Origin of the sequence: Actinoplanes sp. NPDC051475 (genome assembly GCF_040689425.1) — a bacterium.
GTDB lineage: Bacteria > Actinomycetota > Actinomycetes > Mycobacteriales > Micromonosporaceae > Actinoplanes.
This window is the reverse complement of record NZ_JBFAZZ010000009.1, coordinates 223,641-243,072: the sequence shown is the minus strand read 5'-3', so window position 1 is coordinate 243,072 and position 19,432 is coordinate 223,641. Positions and strand designations below refer to the sequence as shown.

Here is a 19,432-nt window from a genome sequence, read left to right as displayed (position 1 = left end):
ACCGGCACCCTGCTCCGTCGCGGCGCGACGGCAGGGAGCGGGTGGGTTTTCGGTGTCAGCGGGCAGGCCCCGGCCTCACGGCGTGGAAAGTGCGTGGTGCACGGCGCACCGGAGGCGGGTCAGAGCGGCTGACAAGCGGCCCGGCCACGACTGGGAGGATCGCTATCTCGCACAGCGATCACCTCCATCAGTTGTGCGGGCATCGGACCGTCGAAGAGCGTACCCCTTAAGCACAACTTAAGAAACGCGGCCCCGCGCGTGTCGCCGGCCCCGGATCGCCAGGGCCAGCCCCAGCGCGAGGATCGGCAGCCACGCCACCCGCGCCGCCACCCACGCCGGACCGTCCGGCGCTCCTACGAGGCCGGGCAACCGGGTGCCCACCAGGGTGGCAGCGGCCAGCAGCACGCTCAGGTGCCCGAGGTAGACGGGCACGGCGACGCGGTTCAGGCCGCTCACCACCCGGGCGGCGCGGGACCGCCGCAGCAGCCCGCCAACAGCTCCGCGAAGGGCCAGGAAACCACCTGTCTGGGTGACCGCGAGAGCCACGGCGACCAGCGACGGCGGGGACAAATTCGACCGCCCTTCCCCGGGTACGCCCACAGCGCTCACCGGATATCCGCCCACCAGGATCAGGAGCGCCAGCAGGGCCGCGCCGCCGAGCAGGAGCAGTGCGGGCACCCGCCGTCCGCCCCACCGCCCGAGCGCCACGGCGTTGCCGAGCAGCCACGGGACCGCCCATGCGGCCGGGACGGCGAGCCACCCGGGCAGCAGGCCCCCGTCAGCCCCGGCGACGACCACGGCCGGGATCAGTGCCACCGCCGGCCCGTAGCGTTGCACCGCCTGGCAGAGCGGGCGTGCCGCGATCCGCAGCGCCACGTACGGGATGAGGAACCACAATGGACTGATGACGAGCCGGGCCGTGGTCTCGAGCGTCCCGGCCGGAGCTCCCAGCACCACGCCGGCGCCGAGCACGACCGCCCATCCGGCCAGCAGTGGCAGCAGCGACGCCAGCAGCCGTTCCCGCGTACGCAGCCCGCCGCCGGCGCCACCCCGGGACCGCGCGGCCGCGAACCCGCCGGCGAAGAAGAACAGTCCGAGCGTCTGGAAGAGCCACGTGAGCGGGGCGAGCTGGGGCATCGCGCTCAGCGGGCTGGCGGTGTGCCACCCGTCCGGCCCGGTCACCAGGCCCGTCACCAGCCAGTGCCCGACGACGACGCCGCAGATGGCGAAGGCGCGTGCGGCGTCGACCGTACGGTCGCGTTCCCCGGCCGCGATCGCCGTCATGCCGCGGCCGGCGTCTCGGCGTGGCCGGTCACGACGCCCGCGACCGCGCTCAGCGTGGCGGAACCGGGGCTCAGGTAGCCGTCGTGCCCGGCGACGCCCGTGGTGGGAAGCGCCCGTGCGCCGAACCGGGAGGCCGAGGGGCGCCGGCCGTGGCCCAGGTGCAGGATTCGCAGCTGGGGCACCCGCCGGATCCAGTCGTCCGTCGCCAGGGCCGACCACACCCGGGCGCCGCCCAGGTCGGACGCGTGCGCGGCGCCCATTCCCGGCGCGCCGAGCGCCACCACGTCGGCGACCCGGGGCAGCCGGGGAGCGGCCAGGCCGACGACCAGCGCCCCGTAGCTGTGGCCGATCAGCGTGACCGCCGCGCGCGCCGGCAGCGCCCGGACGAACGCGACCAGGTTCGCCGCCCCGGCGCGCGCCCGCAGGTCCCGCGCGGCCTCCAGCGACAGGCCCTCGGGCGGGTCGTATCCGAGCCAGGCGACCACCGCGATCCGGGCGCCGGGGTCGACCGCGCGCGCCGCTTCGTACAGGGCGCGGGCCTGGACCGCCGGTGCTCGCCGGGCGACCCCGCCGAGGCCGCGGTCGAAGTTGGGCAGGGGTGGTGTCCACACCGGGCACCAGGACGGCGATCCGGTCGGCGGTGGCGAGGTCGCCGACGACCTCGACGGCCCGCCCGTCGCCGCGGGGGTCGAAGGAGAGGAAATGCCGCCCGGAGCGTGCCCAGGCCGCGTACGGCTCGCCGGCCGCCATCATCGCGGCGGGCACCGGGATCCGGGACGGGGGATCGGCCGGGGGTGTGCCGGACCACGCCGCCGGGAGGTCGACGGAGGCCAGCGCGAGGACGAGGAGAACCGTGAAGATCCGCATGCCGGGCAGCGTGCGGGCGCGGCCTCCGGCGTCGCGTCACCCTCCGGTGCTAACTGCGGGGTGCTACCGCGGGGCTATTCGCCGGCGGCGACCAGACCCGACTCGTACGCGAAGACGACCGCCTGCGCCCGATCCCGCAGCCCGAGCTTCGCCAGGATGCGCCCGACGTGCGTCTTCACCGTCTGCTCGGCGACCACCAGGTCCGCCGCGATCTCCTGGTTGGACCGTCCCCGCGCGATGAGCCGCAGCACCTCCGTCTCCCGCGGCGTGAGGGCGTTCAGGGCGGTCGGCCGGGGCTTCTGCGCGCGGGGGCGGGCCGCGAACTCGGCGATGAGCCGCCGGGTCACCGACGGCGCGAGCAGCCCGTCGCCGGCGGCCACCACGCGGACCGCCTGGACCAGGTCGGCGGCGGGCGCGTCCTTGAGCAGGAAGCCGCTGGCCCCGGCGCGCAGCGCCTCGTAGACGTAGTCGTCCAGATCGAAGGTGGTCAGGATCAGCACCCGGGGGCCGCCGCCGGGGGAGGCCGCCAGCTGCCGGGTCGCCTCCAGGCCGTCCATCACCGGCATGCGGACGTCCATCAGGATCACGTCCGGGTCGAGCCGCCGGGCCTGGCTGACCGCCGCGGCGCCGTCCGCGGCGTCCCCGACCACGAGCAGGTCGGGCTGGGCGGCGAGCAGCGCGCCGAAGCCCTGCCGGACCATGGCCTGGTCGTCGGCGATCAGTACCCGGATCATGCGTCCTCCGTGCTGAGCGGCAACCGGGCCGCGATCAGATATCCACCGCCGGGCTGCGGTCCGGCATCGAGCGTGCCACCGAGCAGCATCGCCCGTTCGCGCATCCCGACGAGCCCGTGCCCGTTCTCGCCCGCCGGCCGCTCCGCCGGTCCGGCCAGGGCCGGTCCGTTGCCGACCTCCACCACAAGGACCTCCTGGGAGACGCGGACCGAGACCCGCACCGGGCCGCCCGGCGCATGCCGGGCCGCGTTGGCGAGCGCTTCCTGCACGATCCGGTACGCCGCCAGCCCGACCGGTCCGGGCACGTCCGCCGGTAGCCTGCCGTCGTCGAGGGTGACGGCCAGCCCGGCCCGGGAGGCGGTCTCGACGAGAGTCGCCACGTCGGCCAGTCCCGGCTGGGGCTCCCGGGGGCTCTGCTCGACGTCCGAGCGCAGCACGCCGAGCAGTCGGCGCATGTCGTTGAGCGCTGCCCGCGCCGCGCTCGCGATCGAGGCGAACTCCTCCTGCGCGGGTTCCGGCAGGCCGCTCACCCGGTAGGGCACCGTCTCCGCCTGGACGGCGATCATCGACATGTGGTGGGCGACCACGTCGTGCATCTCCCGGGCGATCCGGGTCCGCTCCTCGAGCACCGCCCGCCGCTCGTGCTCGACCCGGGTCAGCTCGGCCTGCTCGGCGAGTTCGTCGCGGGACCGCCGGCGCCGGGACACCAGGTCACCGGCGAGCGCGATCGCGACCAGCAGGGTGGCGGCACCCCAGGCGTTGGCCCGCGGCGCGAACGCGAAGACCGGAACGACGGTGAGCGCGGTTGCCCAGCCGATCACCCCGGATTCCTCCCGGAACACCAGCGCCGCGAAGACCACGAGGGCGGCCATGATCTGCACCACGCTCCACGGCCACGCACCGCCGCCGAAGTGCGCACCCAGGACGCCCAGGAACAGCATCGGATACTCGATCCGCCAGGCGATCAGCGGCCGGCCGACGGCGATCAACACGACCGGCAGCAGGGTGCCGAGAGTCAGCAGGGCGGCGACCAGCTCCGGCAGATTCCGGGTCGCCATCAGGTCCGCGGCGTTCGCCAGGCCCGCTCCCAGGAGCGCCAGCAGGCCCAGCGGTGCACCGTACAGGCGGAACTTTCGACGGCGCGGCGACCGGGCCGGCGGCCGCCGACGGTCCGGACCGGTGAGCAGCCGGCGTAACGGACCGAGCATCTCCATGCGAGGCAGGCTACGGGCCGCGCGCATCCCGGGTCGTGCCGCCGCGGACCGAACTTCCACCCCCTACCCAGGTATGACGCCCGGACCGGGTTCCGCCTACCTACTGGTAACGCCTAGTCTGCGAGCGGTCCGTTTCATGCACACGACAGAAGGAGCAGCGCGTTGGCCCGCACCGTTTTGGTGACCGGAGGTAACCGCGGCATCGGCCTGGCGATCGCGCGCACGTTCGCCGAGCAAGGCGACCGGGTGGCCGTCACGCACCGGGGCAGCGGCGCCCCCGAGGGACTGTTCGGCGTGAAGTGCGACATCACCGACGGCGAGGCCGTCGACGCCGCCTTCGCCACGGTGGAGAAGGAGCTCGGCCCGGTCGAGGTGCTCGTCGCCAACGCCGGCATCACCGACGACACGCTGCTGATGCGGATGTCCGAGGACCAGTTCACCCGGGTGCTCGACACCAACCTGACGGGCGCGTTCCGCTGCGCCAAGCGCGCCAGCACCAAGATGCTGCGGGCCCGCTGGGGCCGGATCATCTTCATCTCGTCGGTCGTCGGCCTCTACGGTGGCCCGGGCCAGGTGAACTATGCCGCGAGCAAGGCCGGCCTGGTGGGCATGGCCCGCTCGATCACCCGCGAGCTGGGCAGCCGTAACATCACGGCCAACGTGGTCGCGCCGGGCTTCATCGACACCGAGATGACCGACGTGCTGACCGAGGCCCGCCGCGAGGAGATCCTCAAGGCGATCCCGGCCGGCCGGCTCGCGGCTCCCGAGGAGGTGGCCCGGGCGGTGACGTTCCTCGCCGGGGACGGGGCGGCGTACATCTCGGGTGCGATCGTGCCGGTCGACGGCGGCCTCGGCATGGGTCACTGACCCTTGACATCAGGAGAGAGCGTGTCTGGACTGCTGGCCGGTAAGCGGCTGCTCATCACCGGCATCATCACCGACGCGTCGATCGCGTTCTCGGTAGCGAAACTCGCCCAGGAGAACGGCGCGACCGTCGTGCTGACCGGGTACGGCCGGCTGTCGCTGGTCGAGCGGATCGCCAAGCGGTTGCCCCAGCCGGCGCCCGTGATCGAGCTGGACGCGACCAACCCCGAGCACCTCGCGGGGCTCGCCGACAAGGTGCGCGAGCACGTCGACGGGCTGGACGGCGTGGTGCACTCGATCGCGTTCGGCCCGCAGAGCGTGCTGGGCGGCGAGTTCCTCAACGCGCCGTGGGAGGACGTGGCCACGGCGCTGCAGGTGTCGACGTACTCGTACAAGTCGCTGGCGACCGCCTGCCTGCCGCTGATGGGCACCGGCGGCAGCATCGTCGGCCTGACCTTCGACGCGACCAAGGCCTGGCCGGTGTACGACTGGATGGGCGTGGCGAAGGCCGGCCTGGAGTCGGCGTCCCGCTACCTGGCGCTGCACCTGGGCAAGCAGGGCATCCGCAGCAACCTGGTGTCGGCGGGCCCGCTGCGCACCATGGCGGCCAAGTCGATCCCGGGCTTCGAGCAGTTCGAGGAGGCATGGGCCCAGCGGGCGCCGCTGGGCTGGGACCTGGTCGACCAGGAGCCGGCGGCCCGGGCGGTCTGCGCCCTGCTCTCCGACTGGTTCCCCGCAACCACGGGCGAGATCGTGCACGTCGACGGCGGTTATCACGCCTTGGGCGCGTAGCTTCAGCTGAAAAGGGCCGGCGGTTCGTCCACCGGTCCTTTTTTGTGTTCTCTTGCTATGCAACTAGTTGCATAGCATGATGACGGCGTGGCGTTGGAACATGCGATCCTGGTCTCGCTGCTGGAGCAGCCGGGGTCCGGATACGAGCTGGCCCGGCGCTTCGAGCGGTCCATCGGCCGGTTCTGGACCGCGACACACCAGCAGATCTACCGCGTCCTGCGGCGCATGGAGGACGAGGGCTGGGTCACCGCGGAGGAGGTCGGCCAAGGCGGCCGCCCCGACAAGCGCTCCCACTCCGTGACCGGCGCCGGCCGGGACGTCCTGACCGAATGGCTGCGGGAGCCGGTGCAGCCGGAAGCGGTCCGGCACGAGCTGGCCGTCAAGGTCCGCGGCGCCGCGTTCGCCGACGCCGCCGGGCGCACCGCACTGGTGGCCGAGGTCGAGCGCTACCAGAAGACCCATGAGGCCACCCTGGACCGATACCTCGCCGGGGAGCTCCGCGACTTTCCGCAATCCGAGGCCCTCGACGACGGCCAACGTCTGCAACACGTGGTGCTGCGCGGCGGCATCGCGTACGCGCGGATGGTCCTCGCCTGGCTCGACGACGTCCTCGACACGCTGCGCGGCCTCGGCCGCGACTGAAGAAGGAGGCGGCAATGCTGCTGCTCAACCCGCACACGTACGACCCGGAGCACCTCGACCCCGAGTCGCGCCGGCTGCTGCGCGCCACGATCGACTTCTTCGAGACCCGCGGCAAGAAGGCGCTGATCGACAGCTATGTCGGCCGGGAGTGGTACGCCGACTTCCTCGACTTCGCCGCGAAGGAGGGCCTCTTCGCGACGTTCCTGACCCCGGCTGCCGACGGGGAAGGGGATCCCGCCAAGCGCTGGGACACCGCCCGCAACGCCGCCCTCAGCGAGATCCTCGGCTTCTACGGCCTCGGCTACTGGTACACGTGGCAGGTGACCGTCCTGGGCCTGGGCCCGGTCTGGCAGAGCGCCAACGAGGCGGTGCGCGAGCACACGGCGCAGCTGCTCGCCGACGGGCACGTCATGGCGTTCGGGCTGTCCGAGCGCGGCCACGGCGCGGACATCTACGCCACCGACATGGTCCTCACCCCGGACGGCTCGGGCGGGTTCCGGGCGAACGGCACCAAGTACTACATCGGCAACGGCAACGTCGCCGGCCTGGTCTCGGTCTTCGGCCGGCGCGCCGACGTCGAGGGGCCGGACGGCTACGTCTTCTTCGCCGCCGACAGCCGCCACCCGGCGTACCACCTGGTCCGCAACGTCGTGAACGCGCAGATGTACGTCAGCGAGTTCCGGCTCGAGGACTACCCCGTCCGCGAGCAGGACCTGCTGCACACCGGCAAGGCCGCCTTCGACGCCGCGCTCAACACCGTCAACGTCGGCAAGTTCAACCTGTGCACCGCCGCCATCGGCATCTGCGAGCACGCCATGTACGAGGCGGTCACCCACGCGCACCGGCGGGTGCTCTACGGCAAGCCGGTGACCGACTTCGCGCACGTACGCCGCGAGCTCACCGACGCGTACGCCCGGCTGGTGGCGATGAAGCTGTTCAGCGACCGGGCCGTCGACTACTTCCGCTCCGCCGGCCCCGACGACCGCCGGTACCTGCTGTTCAACCCGATGACCAAGATGAAGGTCACCACCGAGGGCGAGAAGGTCATCGACCTGATGTGGGACGTCATCGCGGCGAAGGGCTTCGAGACGGACACGTACTTCGACAAGGCGGCCAAGGACATCCGAGGCCTGCCCAAGCTCGAGGGCACCGTGCACGTCAACCTGGCGCTGATCCTCAAGTTCATGCCGAACTACCTGTTCCGGCCGGCCGAGTTCGCCCCCGTGCCCACCCGCCACGACGCCGCGGACGACGAGTTCCTGTTCCGCCAGGGCCCGGCCCGCGGCCTCGGCGCGATCCGATTCCATGATTGGCGCACGGCGTACGACGCGCACGCCGACCTGCCCAACGTCGCGCGGTTCCGGGAGCAGGCCGACGGCCTGTGCGCGCTGCTGCGCGACCACGCCCCGGACGAGAGCCAGCAGAGCGACCTCGACTTCCTGCTCTCGCTCGGCCAGCTGTTCGCGCTGGTCGTCTACGGCCACCTCGTCCTGGAGCAGGCCGAGCTCATCGGGCTCGACCGGCCGCTGCTCGACGAGATCTTCGCGGTGCTCGTCCAGGACTTCTCCGGGTACGCGACCGAGCTGCACGGCAAGACGGCCACCACCGAGGACCAGGCGGCCTGGGCGCTGGCCCACGTACGCCGCCCCGTCGCCGACGCGAACCGTACCGCCGCGGTGTGGGACCAGATCGTGGCCCTGTCCGGCACCTACGAGATGCGGCCGTAGGGAGCAGATATCCGCCGGGTAGATTCGATCCGGTGGCGTATGACGCGTTTCTGTTGCTGTCCTTCGGCGGCCCGGAGCATTCCGACGACGTGATGCCCTTCCTGCGCAATGTGACGCGCGGGCGGGGCATCCCGGAGGAGCGGCTGGCGGAGGTTGCCGAGCATTATTACCACTTCGGTGGGGTGTCGCCGATCAACCAGCAGTGCCGGGAGCTGCTCGCCGCGGTGCAGGCCGACTTCGCCGCGAACGGGGTGGCGCTGCCGGCGTACTGGGGGAACCGGAACTGGCAGCCCATGCTGGCCGACACCGTGGCGCAGATGCGCGACGACGGCATCACGTCCGCCCTGGGGTTCGCGACCAGCGCGTACGGCGGCTACTCGTCCTGCCGGCAGTACTGGGAGGACATCGCCCAGGCGCGGGCGAAGGTCGGTCCCGGGGCTCCGGCGATCACCAAGCTGCGGCAGTTCCACGACCACCCCGGCTTCGTCCGGCCGCACGTGGACGCGGTCCGGGCGGCACTGTCGACGCTGGATGCCGGGCGCCGCGCCACCACCCGGATCGTCTTCACCGCGCACTCCATCCCGGTGTCGATGGCCGCGACCGCCGGCCCGACCGGCGGCCGATACGAGGCTCAGCTGCAGGAGACGGCCGTGCTGGTGCACGCCGCGGCCGCGCCCGGGCTGCCCTGGGATCTGGTGTGGCAGAGCCGCTCCGGGCCGCCGCAGGTGCCGTGGCTGGAGCCCGACGTCAACGACCACCTCACGGCGCTCGCCGAGAAGGGCGTCACCGACGTGGTGGTGAGCCCGATCGGCTTCGTCTCCGACCATCTCGAGGTCGTGTGGGACCTCGACAACGAGGCCCGCGACACCGCCGCCGGCCTCGGCCTCGGGTACGCCCGCGCTGCCACCCCCGGCACCGACGCCCGCTTCGTCACCATGATCCGGGAGCTGGTGCAGGAGCGGACCGGCGACGAGCAGCGCGATCGGCTCGGTACGCTCCCGGTCTGGGACGTGTGCCCGGAAGGTTGCTGCCCGGCACCGCAGAGACGAGGAGCCCCATGACCGAGCGCAAGGCGATCGAGAGCTGGCTCACCGACATGGACGGCGTGCTCGTCCACGAGGGTGAGCCGGTCCCCGGCGCGCCCGAGTTCGTCAACCGGATGAAGGCGTCGGGCAAGCCGTTCCTCATCCTCACCAACAACTCCATCTACACCCCGCGCGACCTGCAGGCCCGCCTCGCCCGGATGGGCTTCGACGTGCCCGAGCAGTCCATCTGGACGGCGGCGCTGGCCACCGCGCAGTTCCTGGCCGACCAGCGCCCGGGCGGCACGGCGTACGTGATCGGCGAGGCCGGCCTGACCACCGCGATGCACGCGGCGGGCTACGTCCTCACCGAGTTCTCGCCGGACTACGTCGTGCTGGGGGAGACCCGCACCTACAGCTTCGAGTCGATCACGAAGGCGGTACGCCTGATCAACGACGGGGCCCGCTTCATCTGCACCAACCCCGACGCGACCGGACCGTCCAACGAGGGCGCCCTGCCGGCGGCGGGCTCGGTGGCCGCGATGATCTCGAAGGCGACCGGCGTGGAGCCGTACTTCGTGGGCAAGCCCAACCCGATGATGATGCGCTCGGCGCTGAACGTCATCGGCGGGCACAGCGAGAGCACCGCGATGATCGGTGACCGGATGGACACCGACGTGCTGTGCGGGCTGGAGGCCGGGCTGGAGACGATCCTGGTGCTGACCGGCATCAGCACCCGCGCGGAGAGCGAGCGCTACCCGTACCGGCCGTCACGCATCGTGGACAGTGTCGCCGACCTCATCGGGGAGATCTGATCGTGACGCGCACCCAGGGCGACGCCGAGGCGCCGCGGGCGACGGTCTCCGACGAGCACTTCCTCGGGATGTACCTGGCCAAGGACGACCCGTGGGACGTCGCGACGAAGTGGCACGACCAGCGCAAGTACGCGGTCACGATGGCAAGCCTGCCGCGCCCCCGCTACCGCAGCTGCTACGAGCCGGGTGCGTCGATCGGCCTGCTGACCCGGATGCTCGCGCCGCGGTGCGACTCGCTCCTCGCGGTCGACTGCGTGGACTCGGCCGTCGACCAGGCCCGCGAGGCGGTGCGCGACCTCTCCCACGTACGCGTGGAGCGGGCCATGCTCCCGGCCGAGCTCCCGGACGCGACCTTCGACCTCATCGTCATCGGCGACCTGCTCTACTACCTCTCCGCCGACGACCTGAACACCCTGCTCGACGGCCTGGTGGCGCGGCTCGAACCGGACGGGGACATAGTCGCCGTGCACTTCCGCGACCGCGAGCAGGGCGGCAACTACGACGGCTTCAATGTGCACGCCTCCCTCGCCGCGCGCCCCGGCCTCGACCGGATCGTGCACCACGAGGACGAGTGGTTCCTCCTCGACGTCCTGCGCCGGCTGCCTGCCTAGGTGTCGTAGCCGCCGCCGTCCCAGGGCGCCGCGAAGGCCCTGAGCCCTTCACCCGCCCGATAGGCTGCGCGCATGGCAGAGGGAGGCATCCCGGGAGAGCCGCCCGTCGCACTCGTGCAGGAGATCCTCTCCGCGATCCCGTCCGGGTGCACGTGGCTCCTGCCGGTGACCGGCGGCACCGGCGAGGTCGTCGACTTCACCGTCGCGGCCACCAGCGACCGGGTGCAGGACATTCAACGGAGGGGCGCCCGCCGCCGCCGCGCCCGGCTCAGCAAGCTGTATCCGAGCATGGTGGGTGGTCCGCTGTGGTCGCTGTACCACCAGGTGTTCGCCGACGGGATCCCGGGCGAGCTGGCCGACTTCGACTACGAGGACCGCAGCGCCGGGGTCGTCGCGCACTCGCGGTTCGTCGTCACGGTGCACCGGGCGCTCGGCGGGCTCCTGGTGTGGTGGCAGCGGTCGGACGAGCACCAGCGCCGGATGGAGCGTACCGAACAGCTCGGCAGCCTCGGCTGGGCCGAGACCGACCTGGTCACCGGCCGCAACGAGTGGTCGCCGGGCATGTACCGGATCTTCGAGCGCGAGGCCACTCTCGGGCCGCTGCCCCGGGACCGGCAGGCCGCTGCCATGCTCGCCGAGGACCGGGGGATCGCGGAGACCGCGTGGCAGACCCTGGACACCGGCGCAGCCTCCGACGTCACCGTGCGCTTCCGCATCGGTACGGCGGTCAAGCACCTGCGCATCCTGTCCGAGGCCGCGCGGGACGCCGAGGGCGCGGCGGTGAAGATCTACGCCGTCGTGCAGGACGTCACCGCCCGTGAGGACTCCCGCTCGGCCATCGAGCGGCTCGCCGACCAGCTGCGGACCCGGGAGACCACCGCCCTGGCCGAGCATCGCCTCGCCGGCCAGCTCCAGCATTTGATCCAGCCCGTACCCACGGAACCGCTGATGCTGCCCGGCCTGGAGGCGACGGTGGGGTACCTGCCCGCCGAGAAGGCGGTACGCGTCGGCGGCGACTGGTACCACGCCCAGCCGCTGCCCGACGGCCAGGCGCTGCTGGCGGTGGGGGACGTCGCCGGGCACGGGCTCGAAGCCGCCAGCGGCATGGCCCACCTGCGGTTCGCCCTCGTGGCGTGGCTGTCGATCGGCATCCACGACCCTGGCGTGCTGCTCGCGCACATGAACCGCCTGTGCGTGGAGCTCGGCATCACCGGTACGGCCGTGGTGGCCCGGCACGACCCGGCGACCGGGATGCTGTCGTGGGCCCGCGCCGGGCACCTGCCGCCGCTGCTGTCCCGCGCAGGGACCTCCACCGAGCTGCCGCGACCGCCGGGGCTGCTGCTCGGCGCCGACGTGGGAGCCGGTTACCCGGTGGTCTGCGCGCGACTCGAACGCGGCGACCTCGTGCTGCTCTACACCGACGGGCTGGTGGAGCGGAAGGAGGTCAGCGCCGAGGAGCGGCTGGAGCAGGTCAAGGCGAGCCTGTCGGCCGTCTCCGCGCGTCCGGGCGGGGACGCCCTCGACCGGCTGCGGGGGCTGCTGCACTCGGCGAACCCGGACGACGACACGTGTCTGCTCGCCGTACGCGTGCTGGCCTGATCCAGGCCGTCAGAGCCGCAGCCGGATGCGGACGCGGGTGCCCTCCGGGACCGCCGAGGTCTCCACCTCGTCGCAGACCCGTTCGACGATGGCGAGCCCCCGGCCGCCCACGGCGTCCGCGGCGGGCATGCTGCGTCCCAGCCGCCGCGCGGCCCCCTGGTCGACGACGTCGCAGACGAGCACCCCCGGCTGCGCGAACACCCGCACCACGCCGCCGCCGCGGGTGTGCTGCAACGTGTTGGTCGCCAGCTCACTGACCGCCAGGACCAGGAGCTCGACCCGCCGGGCGGGCAGGCCGATCGCCGTGGCCCGGGCCGCCACGAAGGCGCGTACGTCGGCGAGGTCGCCGGGCACGTGATAGCCGAGGGAATCGCTGCCGGAATTGGGCTCAATCATGGGCCGTGTCCTCGGTGCGGGAACCGAGCAGCCGGTCCACCCCGGTGAGCTCCAGGACGGCGGCGACCGCGCCGGACGCGTTGACCAGCTCCACCCGCCGGCCCGAGCTCTGCGCGGCGCGGTGCGCGGTGACGAGGCCGTGGATGCCGCTGGAGTCGATGAACGTCAGCCCGGCCAGGTCGACGACGACCAGTTCGGCGCTGTCGAGCGCCGCCCGCAGCACGGCGGTGAGCCGGTCGCGGCCCGCCAGGTCACATTCGCCCGTCAAGGCCACGACCGCCCTGTCCGCCCGGGTCGACGTCACCGCCTGGAAGTGCGCCATCGTTGAAGAAGCACCCTTCGCTCGGCAACGGAGATTCGCACATCATGCCATCGACCGCCGCCGGGTGGCGGACCGCATGAGCGTCCCCGTACGGCTGACCGGCCGGAACCGGGCGGCTCGCCGCTGTTCACCCGGCCGGGCCGCCGGAAATAATGCGGGCATGGTGACGACTGCGGGTGGTGGGCCGGTCAAGGTTCTGGCATTGCACGGCTGGTTCGGCTCGTCCCGGGGCTGGGGTCATCTGCCGCAGCTCATCGACGGTGAGCGCTTCACCTGGGCGTTCCCCGACTACCGCGGGTACGGCGAGCGCCGCGACGTCCCGGGCGCGGCGGCGTGCCGTTCGACGACGAGGGCTGGGCGCTGTTCGACGGGGCGGCGCGCAACCCCGCCAACCTCAAGGCGATCATCGATCTGACGACCGGCAACCGGCTGTCGTCGTACTGGCTCGACACGATGGTGCGCCGCAGCCTGGAGGAGTCCACGGTGGAGGCGTTCGGCGCGTATCTGCCGGCGTGGGCCCGTACCGATTTCTCCGCGTCCGTGCAGGGCAACCCGGTGCCGGCGCTGGCGGTCGTGGGTGAGCACGATCCGGCGCTGGGCGCCGGGACGATGCGGGCGACCTGGATGGCGACCTATCCGAACGCCCGTCTCGAGGTTCTCGCCGACGCCGGCCACTATGCGATGGACGAGACCCCGATCCGGCTGGCGACAATTCTGGAGCAATTCCTCGCCTCACCGGTTTGCCGCGGCCGTTTCTGGCCACCCCACTTCCGTGCGGCGGACGTCGTCGCCGACCGGAGCACGGGACGGATACCTCCATGGGTCGTACGGCGCCGCAGGTCGCACTGCTGGTGAAGCGGTTGCAGCACGGACACCATCGCGCGCTGACCGCCGCCCTCGCCGATCTCGGTGTCTCCCTCGTGCAGTGGGACACCCTGCGGCACCTCGACCGGCACCCCGGCGCCTCCCTGCACGAGCTCGCCCGGCTGACCTTCCAGACCGACCAAGCGCTGGGCTCGCTGGCGGCCCGCATGGTCGACCGCGGCCTGCTCGAGCGGATCCCGGGGCCGGGACGGGTGGTGCGGCACCGGCTCACCGAGCTGGGCGAGCGGCTGCGCCACGACGGGCAGGTCCGCGCCGACCGGGTCTTCGCGGAGACCTTCGCGCCGCTCGACCAGGCCCGGCTCGACCAGCTGGGCGACCTGCTGGAGACGCTGGTCGCGGCCCGGGTCTGAGCGCGGGCACCGCCCAAGATTGCGGAAAGCAGCTCAACTCGGATGATTTGCGGCCGAACAGTCGGACATGGTGAAGCTCCTGGAGCGGCTGCCCGTCAAGGCCCGCACCTCCCTCGCGCTGCTCTCCTTCATCGGCGGACTGATCGGCCTCGGCCTGCTCACCCGCTCGGTCGCCGGCTCGGTTGCGGAGACGCTGCCCGCCGGCTCGGACGGACGCGATGACCTGGAACGGCTGGCGAGCATCGCGACGTGGCTGCCGCTGGTCCTGGCGCCGATCGGTTTCATCATGCAGATGTCGACGTGGTTCAGCATCGTCAAGGTGCTGCGCATCGACGCCGGAGTGATCAAGACCGCCGCCGGCGGCGACCTGAGCCCCCGGATGCCGGTGGTCGGCAAGGACGAGCTCGGGCAGATGGCTCTCGCGTACAACGCGATGATGGACCGCTTCCAGCAGACGGTGGACGGCATCCGCCGAGCTGTCGAGGAGGTCAACACCTCGGCGGGCTCGCTGCAGCAGGTCAGCACCATCATGACGAAGGCCGCCGACGCCGCAGCCGGGGAACTGGAGACCGTGGCGCTGTCGGCGCGCCGGACCAGCGACGAGGTCGGGGCGATCGCCGACGGCACCCACCAGATGCGGGCGGCGATCGAGGAGATCAGCACCAACACCTCGGACGTCACCCGGATGACCGACGAGGCGGTGACCGGCGTAGCCGTCGCCACCGGCAACGTCACCCGGCTGCGGGACTCCAGCCAGGAGATCAACGACGTGCTGCGGACGATCAACGCGATCGCCGCGCAGACCAACCTGCTCGCCCTCAACGCCACCATCGAGGCCGCCCGGGCCGGCGAGGCGGGCCGCGGCTTCGCCATCGTCGCGGGCGAGGTCAAGGAACTGGCGCAGGCCACCGCGCAGGCCACCGAGGAGATCGCCCGCCGCATCGAGGGCATCCAGCACGACACCGGCGAGGCGGTCGAGGCGGTCAGCGGCTTCTCCGCCATCATCGGCACCATCGCCGAGCACCAGGTCACGATCGCCGCCGCGGTCGAGGAGCAGTCCGCGACGACCGGGACCATGGTCCACGGCGCGGGCCTGGTCAGCAGCGGCAGCGAGCAGATCAGCCAGGCGATCGGCGCGGTCAGCACGGCGGCCGGCGAGGTGCGCGGCGCGGCCGTGGAGACCCACCGCGCGGTCGGAGAGCTGACCGGTACGGCGGCTCGCCTGCACGACCTGGCGGAGGTCTTCCGCTCCTAGGCCGTCACTGGCCGGCCACCTGGGCGAACCAGCGGCCGGCCACCCGGGTGTGCAGCTCGAAGCCGAGCTCCTGCGGCTCGCGGAGGACCAGCCGCTCCCGCGTCTCGCCGGTCACGGCGGCCTCCGGGAGCTCCGCGGCCGTGGCCACGGCCGGGAAGAGGCCGAAGATCAGCAGGGTGCCGTCGGGGGCGCTGAGCGCATCGAAGAGGCGTACCGAATCGGGGTCGGACCGCAGCCCGGCCTCCTCCCACAGCTCCCGGGCGGCGGCCTGCTGCCAGGTCTCACCGAACTCGATGAAGCCGCCCGGCAGGGCGAGCCGGTCCTCCGCCGGCGGGATTCCCCGCCGGATCATCAGCAGGCCCCCGCCGACCGGCTGAACCGCCACGGCGACCGGCGCCGGGTTCCGGTAGCTGGTCTCCCCGCACGCCCCGCAGCGCCGCGGCCACGGCTGGCCCGGAATGAAGCGGGCACCGCAGAACGTGCAGTGCGCGAACCGGTCAGCCATGCAACGGGGAGTTGCAGGCCGCGACCAGAGCCTGCCGGCAGGCCGTCAGGAGCGGGCGCAGGGCCGCGTCGCGCTGCTGCGCCTCGTAGGTGTTGACCGCCCCGCCGGGAGCGTTGTGCTCGGCGAGCGCCAGCACCTGGTCGAGGATGCTGGCGCGGGCGAAGAGCCGCCGCGACCGCGGGTCGAACCCGGGTGGCAGCGTCGCCGTGCTCTCCGGGCGGCGTAGGGCCTGCAGCGCCCCGGCCAGCTCCGGGCGCCACTGGGCGACGTCCAGGCGGGTGAGCTGGGTGGTCGCCTCGGCCAGCGCCTGGGTCAGCTGTGCCTCGGCCTCCGCCGACCCCATCTGGAAGACCGGCCTGTACTCGGCGACCGGGAAGAACCGCCACAGCACCGTCTCGAAGGTGACGCCCGAGCCGGACGTGTGCCGGCGCACCTCGGGGACGATCCCGAACCCGGGCGTCACCAGCGCCTCGCCGGCCACCAGCGCGGCGCCGGTGAGTTCGCCGGGGCCGGGAAGGCCCCGCGGGTCGCCGGGAACCGGCAGCACCAGGCGGATCTCGTCGGGGTGCAGCTTGGCGAACGTGGGCAGCGCCTGTCCCAGCGGCACGTCCGTCCAGGTGCCGGGGGCATCGGCGACGAGGTGCTCCTCGTCGCCGGCGATCTCGTCGGCCAGCTCGTCGAACGGGACGAGGCCGGCGCGCCAGGCGCGTACCCACGCGACGAGCCGGGTGGACCGGCGCGCAGTGAGGGTCGCCGCATCTGCTGCGGGGGACATGCGAGCAAGGGTACGTGGCGCGCGCCGACGTTGTCTCGGCCGGAGCGTCGCAACCGGCGTGTCCGCGCGGACGGGTTACCGTGCGGACATGTATGGGGAGGACGTACTCGCGGGCAACTGGCGGCGCCGCAAGGTGATACCCGAGGTGGACGCCGAGCCCGGCCTGGTGGTCGAGGACGCGGACGCCGGCTTCTGCGGCGCCGTGGTCGGATTCGAGTTCGGCGCCGTGGTGCTCGAGGACCACCACGGCCGCCGCCGCAACTTCCCGCTGGAGCCCGCCGCGTTCCTGCTCGACGGCCGGGTCGTGACGCTGCGCAGACCGGCGGCCGCAGCGGCCGCGCCGAAGCAGAAGCGCACCGCCTCCGGGTCCGTCGCGGTCGAGGGCGTCCGCGCCCAGGTCGCCAAGGCCAGCCGGATCTGGGTCGAGGGCATCCACGACGCCGCCCTCGTCGAGCGCATCTGGGGCGACGACCTGCGCGTCGAGGGCGTGGTGGTGGAGCCGCTCGACGGCATCGACGACCTGGCCGGGGCGATCCGCGACTTCCGGCCCGCCCGCCACCGGCGCGTCGGCGTGCTGGTCGACCACCTGGTGCCGGGATCCAAGGAGAGCCGCATCGTGGCCGCGGTCACGGACCCGGACGTGCTGGTCACCGGCCACCCGTACGTCGACGTCTGGCAGGCGGTGAAGCCGCAGCGCGTCGGGCTGCGCGAGTGGCCCGTGATCCCGCCCGGCCGGCCCTGGAAGGAGGGCGTCTGCCAGGCGGCGGGCATCGCCGAGCCGGCCGAGATGTGGCGCCGCATCCTGAGCAGCGTGAACAGCTACAAGGACGTCGAGACGCCCCTGATCAACGCGATGGAACGCCTCATCGACTTCGTCACCGAGCCCGCCGGCTAGGCGAGGTGACGCGGGTCCCGGCTGAAGACGAAGCTCGCGACGTCCAGCTTCTCCACCGTGCCGTCCGCCGCCCGCAGGACGGCGAGCACCTCGCCGGCGTTCGCGCCCGCGGTGCCGCGCCAGCGGTCCGGGGCCTCCCGGACGAACCGCCACGGCGCCCGGGCGGCGAAGCCGGTCGGCGCCATCACCAGCTCCTCGCCCTCGGCGGTCACCTCGAACTCGCCGCCCATCCACCACCAGCGCCCGCACAGCTCCGCGGCCTCGCCCTCGGGGGCCGCCCCGGGACGCCACGGCTGGGGCGGTGCCGGCTCCGCGTCCAGCACCGCGGTCAGCGCCTCCAGGGACACCGCGCGGATGCTGGTGCCGCGCAGGCCGTACGAGTTGGCGAAGGCGATCACGCCGGTGCGGCTGGGACGGTGGACCAGCAGCTGGGAGACGTAGCCGGGCATCGAGCCGCCGTGGCCCACGTACACGCGTTCGCCGACCCGGTTGAGCTCCGGGCCGAGACCGTGCCCGGCGGTCCAGGTCTCGTCCTGCATCACCACCGGCGTGCACATCTCGTCGACGGTCTCCCGGCTCAGCACCGTGGGCGCCGGATCGGCGAGGAACGCGGCCCACTTCGCCATGTCGGTGACGGTCGACCACAGCTGCCCGGCCGGGGCCATCGCGACCGAGTCCGGCCGTGGCTCCTCGTGCAGGCTGCCGTCGAGGGCGTGGACGACGTACCCGCGGGCGAACGGCTCGACGGGGGAGTAGGTGGTCCGCTTCATGCCGAGCGGGTCCAGGACGCGCTTGCCGACGAGATCGGCCCAGGAGTCCCCGGTGACCCGCTGCAGAACGGCCCCCAGCAGCCCGTACGCGAGATTGGAGTAGTGGTAGGTCCGGAACGGCGGCCCGGCGATCTTGTCGGGTGCCAGGTCCGTCAGGAGCCGCTCGAGGCTCATGCCGGCGGTGCGCTCCCACCACGGGCCGTCCGGCTCGCGCTGCAGCCCGGAGACGTGGCCGAGCAGCTGGCGCAGGGTGATGCCACCGACCGGGGTGCCGGGCAGATGGCGGTACAGCAGGTCGTCGAGCCCGAAGAAACCCTCGTCGCGCAGCTGCATGACCATCGTCGCGGTCAGCGTCTTGGTGATCGAGCCGAGCCGGTACTGCGTCTTCGGGTCCGGCGGCGGGGTCTCGCCGGCGCCGGTGAAGTGCAGCAGCGAGCGGTCGCGGACCACCGCCAGCGCCAGTGACGGCGCCCGGCCCGCGGACTGCGCGCGAGCGGCGATCTCGGTGACACGTCGGCCGGTATCCGGCAGCAGGGACACGGTGAGCCTTCCTGATGGGGAGTCCTGGGTACAACTGCGGTACGCGGATATGGCTACGCGAGAACAGCTGCCGGCGCGATGTCGCTACGCGTGCGCGAACGTGTCACGATCTGGGTGTGGAAGCTGTCCTCTGGTTGGTGCTCGGCATCGCCCTCGCGATCGCGGAGGCCTTCACCGCGACCTTCCTCATCATCTTCTTCGCCGTCGGGGCCCTCGCGGCGGCCGGCGCGGCGGCGCTCGGCGCCTCCCTGCTGGTGCAGGCCATCGTCTTCGCCATCGTGTCGGGCCTCTCGGTCGGCGCGCTCCGCCCCGTCATCATGCGCCACCAGCGGCCGGCGTCCGAGACGGGCGAGACCCCGATCGGCATCGAGGCGATCGAGGGTTCCCACGCGATGGTGCTGGAGGAGGTCGACGCCGACCACGGCCTCGTGAAGATCGACGGTGAGCTGTGGACCGCACGCTCCTTCGACGGAGCCGAGAAGTATCTGCCGGGCGAACGCGTCCGGGTCATCAAGGTCAGAGGCGCCACGGCCATCGTGTGGCGCGACGACATGCCGAACATCTAGAG

At 72.6% G+C, this 19,432-nt stretch carries 22 protein-coding genes and 1 pseudogene; 13 read left to right on the top strand and 10 right to left on the bottom strand.

Translation table 11 applies throughout. The annotated features are described in order from the left end of the window. Nucleotides 1–237: 237 nt before the first annotated feature. From AB0368_RS20325 to AB0368_RS20305, 5 genes and pseudogenes are all read right to left on the bottom strand, one after another. The gene (locus AB0368_RS20325) at nucleotides 238–1,284 is read right to left on the bottom strand and encodes an acyltransferase family protein (RefSeq protein WP_366155545.1); all 1,047 of its coding nucleotides are present in this window, start codon (nucleotides 1,282–1,284) and stop codon (nucleotides 238–240) included. After that, entirely contained in the window at nucleotides 1,281–1,895 is a 615-nt protein-coding gene (locus AB0368_RS20320; RefSeq protein ID WP_366155452.1) for an alpha/beta hydrolase, read from the bottom strand. Before AB0368_RS20320 ends, AB0368_RS20325 begins: the two co-directional genes overlap by 4 nt. A gap of 25 nt (nucleotides 1,896–1,920) precedes the next feature. Further along, a pseudogene (locus AB0368_RS20315) lies at nucleotides 1,921–2,034 on the bottom strand (hypothetical protein); the annotation flags it as partial. 191 nt (nucleotides 2,035–2,225) lie between these two features. Continuing rightward, nucleotides 2,226–2,885 carry a response regulator transcription factor gene (locus tag AB0368_RS20310; protein ID WP_366155451.1) on the bottom strand — a complete coding sequence of 220 codons (660 nt, stop codon included), beginning with the start codon at nucleotides 2,883–2,885 and terminating at the stop codon, nucleotides 2,226–2,228. After that, nucleotides 2,882–4,099 (bottom strand): histidine kinase, encoded by a 1,218-nt coding sequence (locus AB0368_RS20305; protein ID WP_366155450.1) that lies wholly within the window; start codon nucleotides 4,097–4,099, stop codon nucleotides 2,882–2,884. The genes AB0368_RS20310 and AB0368_RS20305 overlap by 4 nt, the downstream gene beginning before the upstream one ends. A 162-nt stretch (nucleotides 4,100–4,261) precedes the next feature. On the opposite strand from AB0368_RS20305, the gene AB0368_RS20300 reads away from it, so the two are divergent. The 8 genes from AB0368_RS20300 (at nucleotide 4,262) to AB0368_RS20265 (ending at nucleotide 12,171) form a co-directional block, all read left to right on the top strand. After that, the gene (locus AB0368_RS20300) at nucleotides 4,262–4,966 is read left to right on the top strand and encodes a beta-ketoacyl-ACP reductase (RefSeq protein WP_366155449.1); all 705 of its coding nucleotides are present in this window, start codon (nucleotides 4,262–4,264) and stop codon (nucleotides 4,964–4,966) included. A gap of 21 nt (nucleotides 4,967–4,987) precedes the next feature. Then, on the top strand, nucleotides 4,988–5,755 hold the full coding sequence (gene fabI, locus AB0368_RS20295; protein ID WP_366155448.1) for an enoyl-ACP reductase FabI: 768 nt from the start codon (nucleotides 4,988–4,990) through the stop codon (nucleotides 5,753–5,755). Between the two features lie 87 nt (nucleotides 5,756–5,842). Next, nucleotides 5,843–6,397, top strand: coding sequence for a PadR family transcriptional regulator (locus tag AB0368_RS20290; RefSeq protein ID WP_366155447.1), 555 nt, complete (start codon nucleotides 5,843–5,845; stop codon nucleotides 6,395–6,397). A 14-nt stretch (nucleotides 6,398–6,411) separates the two neighbouring features. Further along, entirely contained in the window at nucleotides 6,412–8,124 is a 1,713-nt protein-coding gene (locus AB0368_RS20285) for an acyl-CoA dehydrogenase family protein (protein WP_366155446.1), read from the top strand. Nucleotides 8,125–8,156: 32 nt separating this feature from the next. Further along, nucleotides 8,157–9,185, top strand: a complete 1,029-nt coding sequence (locus AB0368_RS20280; RefSeq protein ID WP_366155445.1) for a ferrochelatase — start codon at nucleotides 8,157–8,159, stop codon at nucleotides 9,183–9,185. After that, nucleotides 9,182–9,961 carry an HAD-IIA family hydrolase gene (locus AB0368_RS20275; RefSeq protein WP_366155444.1) on the top strand — a complete coding sequence of 260 codons (780 nt, stop codon included), beginning with the start codon at nucleotides 9,182–9,184 and terminating at the stop codon, nucleotides 9,959–9,961. The genes AB0368_RS20280 and AB0368_RS20275 overlap by 4 nt, the downstream gene beginning before the upstream one ends. Nucleotides 9,962–9,963: 2 nt before the next feature. Then, a complete protein-coding gene (locus AB0368_RS20270) occupies nucleotides 9,964–10,572 on the top strand; it encodes an SAM-dependent methyltransferase (RefSeq protein ID WP_366155443.1) in 609 nt (202 codons plus the stop codon). A 72-nt stretch (nucleotides 10,573–10,644) separates the two neighbouring features. Next, nucleotides 10,645–12,171: a SpoIIE family protein phosphatase gene (locus AB0368_RS20265; RefSeq protein ID WP_366155442.1), complete on the top strand. Its 1,527-nt coding sequence runs from the start codon at nucleotides 10,645–10,647 to the stop codon at nucleotides 12,169–12,171. 9 nt (nucleotides 12,172–12,180) lie between these two features. On the opposite strand, the gene AB0368_RS20260 is transcribed toward AB0368_RS20265, so the two are convergent. Then, nucleotides 12,181–12,567 (bottom strand): ATP-binding protein, encoded by a 387-nt coding sequence (locus tag AB0368_RS20260; RefSeq protein WP_366155441.1) that lies wholly within the window; start codon nucleotides 12,565–12,567, stop codon nucleotides 12,181–12,183. Continuing rightward, the gene (locus AB0368_RS20255) at nucleotides 12,560–12,889 is read right to left on the bottom strand and encodes an STAS domain-containing protein (protein ID WP_366155440.1); all 330 of its coding nucleotides are present in this window, start codon (nucleotides 12,887–12,889) and stop codon (nucleotides 12,560–12,562) included. Before AB0368_RS20255 ends, AB0368_RS20260 begins: the two co-directional genes overlap by 8 nt. A gap of 333 nt (nucleotides 12,890–13,222) precedes the next feature. Here AB0368_RS20255 and AB0368_RS20250 point away from each other — a divergent pair, with 333 nt between their 5' ends. The 3 genes from AB0368_RS20250 (at nucleotide 13,223) to AB0368_RS20240 (ending at nucleotide 15,379) form a co-directional block, all read left to right on the top strand. Further along, nucleotides 13,223–13,744 (top strand): alpha/beta hydrolase, encoded by a 522-nt coding sequence (locus AB0368_RS20250; protein ID WP_366155439.1) that lies wholly within the window; start codon nucleotides 13,223–13,225, stop codon nucleotides 13,742–13,744. Further along, on the top strand, nucleotides 13,708–14,124 hold the full coding sequence (locus tag AB0368_RS20245; RefSeq protein ID WP_366155438.1) for a MarR family transcriptional regulator: 417 nt from the start codon (nucleotides 13,708–13,710) through the stop codon (nucleotides 14,122–14,124). Before AB0368_RS20250 ends, AB0368_RS20245 begins: the two co-directional genes overlap by 37 nt. Nucleotides 14,125–14,191: 67 nt before the next feature. Continuing rightward, nucleotides 14,192–15,379: a methyl-accepting chemotaxis protein gene (locus AB0368_RS20240; protein ID WP_366155437.1), complete on the top strand. Its 1,188-nt coding sequence runs from the start codon at nucleotides 14,192–14,194 to the stop codon at nucleotides 15,377–15,379. A 4-nt stretch (nucleotides 15,380–15,383) separates the two neighbouring features. Here the strand turns inward: AB0368_RS20240 and AB0368_RS20235 are convergent, their stop codons facing one another. Together AB0368_RS20235 and AB0368_RS20230 are read right to left on the bottom strand one after the other, a co-directional pair. After that, nucleotides 15,384–15,884 (bottom strand): NUDIX domain-containing protein, encoded by a 501-nt coding sequence (locus tag AB0368_RS20235; protein ID WP_366155436.1) that lies wholly within the window; start codon nucleotides 15,882–15,884, stop codon nucleotides 15,384–15,386. After that, a complete protein-coding gene (locus tag AB0368_RS20230; RefSeq protein ID WP_366155435.1) occupies nucleotides 15,877–16,659 on the bottom strand; it encodes a hypothetical protein in 783 nt (260 codons plus the stop codon). Before AB0368_RS20230 ends, AB0368_RS20235 begins: the two co-directional genes overlap by 8 nt. An 88-nt stretch (nucleotides 16,660–16,747) precedes the next feature. On the opposite strand from AB0368_RS20230, the gene AB0368_RS20225 reads away from it, so the two are divergent. Beyond that, nucleotides 16,748–17,554, top strand: coding sequence for a DUF3097 domain-containing protein (locus AB0368_RS20225; RefSeq protein WP_366155434.1), 807 nt, complete (start codon nucleotides 16,748–16,750; stop codon nucleotides 17,552–17,554). Here AB0368_RS20225 and AB0368_RS20220 read toward each other — a convergent pair. Continuing rightward, on the bottom strand, nucleotides 17,551–18,864 hold the full coding sequence (locus tag AB0368_RS20220) for a serine hydrolase domain-containing protein (RefSeq protein ID WP_366155433.1): 1,314 nt from the start codon (nucleotides 18,862–18,864) through the stop codon (nucleotides 17,551–17,553). The genes AB0368_RS20225 and AB0368_RS20220 overlap by 4 nt on opposite strands. Before the next feature lie 116 nt (nucleotides 18,865–18,980). On the opposite strand from AB0368_RS20220, the gene AB0368_RS20215 reads away from it, so the two are divergent. After that, nucleotides 18,981–19,430 carry an NfeD family protein gene (locus AB0368_RS20215; RefSeq protein WP_366155432.1) on the top strand — a complete coding sequence of 150 codons (450 nt, stop codon included), beginning with the start codon at nucleotides 18,981–18,983 and terminating at the stop codon, nucleotides 19,428–19,430. Nucleotides 19,431–19,432: the final 2 nt, after the last annotated feature.

Excerpts from the sequence above, each read along its gene's own strand:
- AB0368_RS20325 (WP_366155545.1), bottom strand. The coding sequence starts at position 1,284 with ATGACGGCGATCGCGGCCGGGGAACGCGACCGTACGGTCGACGCCGCA.
- AB0368_RS20310 (WP_366155451.1), bottom strand. The coding sequence starts at position 2,885 with ATGATCCGGGTACTGATCGCCGACGACCAGGCCATGGTCCGGCAGGGC.
- AB0368_RS20305 (WP_366155450.1), bottom strand. The coding sequence starts at position 4,099 with ATGGAGATGCTCGGTCCGTTACGCCGGCTGCTCACCGGTCCGGACCGT.
- AB0368_RS20285 (WP_366155446.1), top strand. The coding sequence starts at position 6,412 with ATGCTGCTGCTCAACCCGCACACGTACGACCCGGAGCACCTCGACCCC.
- AB0368_RS20275 (WP_366155444.1), top strand. The coding sequence starts at position 9,182 with ATGACCGAGCGCAAGGCGATCGAGAGCTGGCTCACCGACATGGACGGC.
- AB0368_RS20265 (WP_366155442.1), top strand. The coding sequence starts at position 10,645 with ATGGCAGAGGGAGGCATCCCGGGAGAGCCGCCCGTCGCACTCGTGCAG.
- AB0368_RS20260 (WP_366155441.1), bottom strand. The coding sequence starts at position 12,567 with ATGATTGAGCCCAATTCCGGCAGCGATTCCCTCGGCTATCACGTGCCC.
- AB0368_RS20255 (WP_366155440.1), bottom strand. The coding sequence starts at position 12,889 with ATGGCGCACTTCCAGGCGGTGACGTCGACCCGGGCGGACAGGGCGGTC.
- AB0368_RS20245 (WP_366155438.1), top strand. The coding sequence starts at position 13,708 with ATGGGTCGTACGGCGCCGCAGGTCGCACTGCTGGTGAAGCGGTTGCAG.
- AB0368_RS20240 (WP_366155437.1), top strand. The coding sequence starts at position 14,192 with ATGGTGAAGCTCCTGGAGCGGCTGCCCGTCAAGGCCCGCACCTCCCTC.
- AB0368_RS20235 (WP_366155436.1), bottom strand. The coding sequence starts at position 15,884 with ATGGCTGACCGGTTCGCGCACTGCACGTTCTGCGGTGCCCGCTTCATT.
- AB0368_RS20230 (WP_366155435.1), bottom strand. The coding sequence starts at position 16,659 with ATGTCCCCCGCAGCAGATGCGGCGACCCTCACTGCGCGCCGGTCCACC.
- AB0368_RS20225 (WP_366155434.1), top strand. The coding sequence starts at position 16,748 with ATGTATGGGGAGGACGTACTCGCGGGCAACTGGCGGCGCCGCAAGGTG.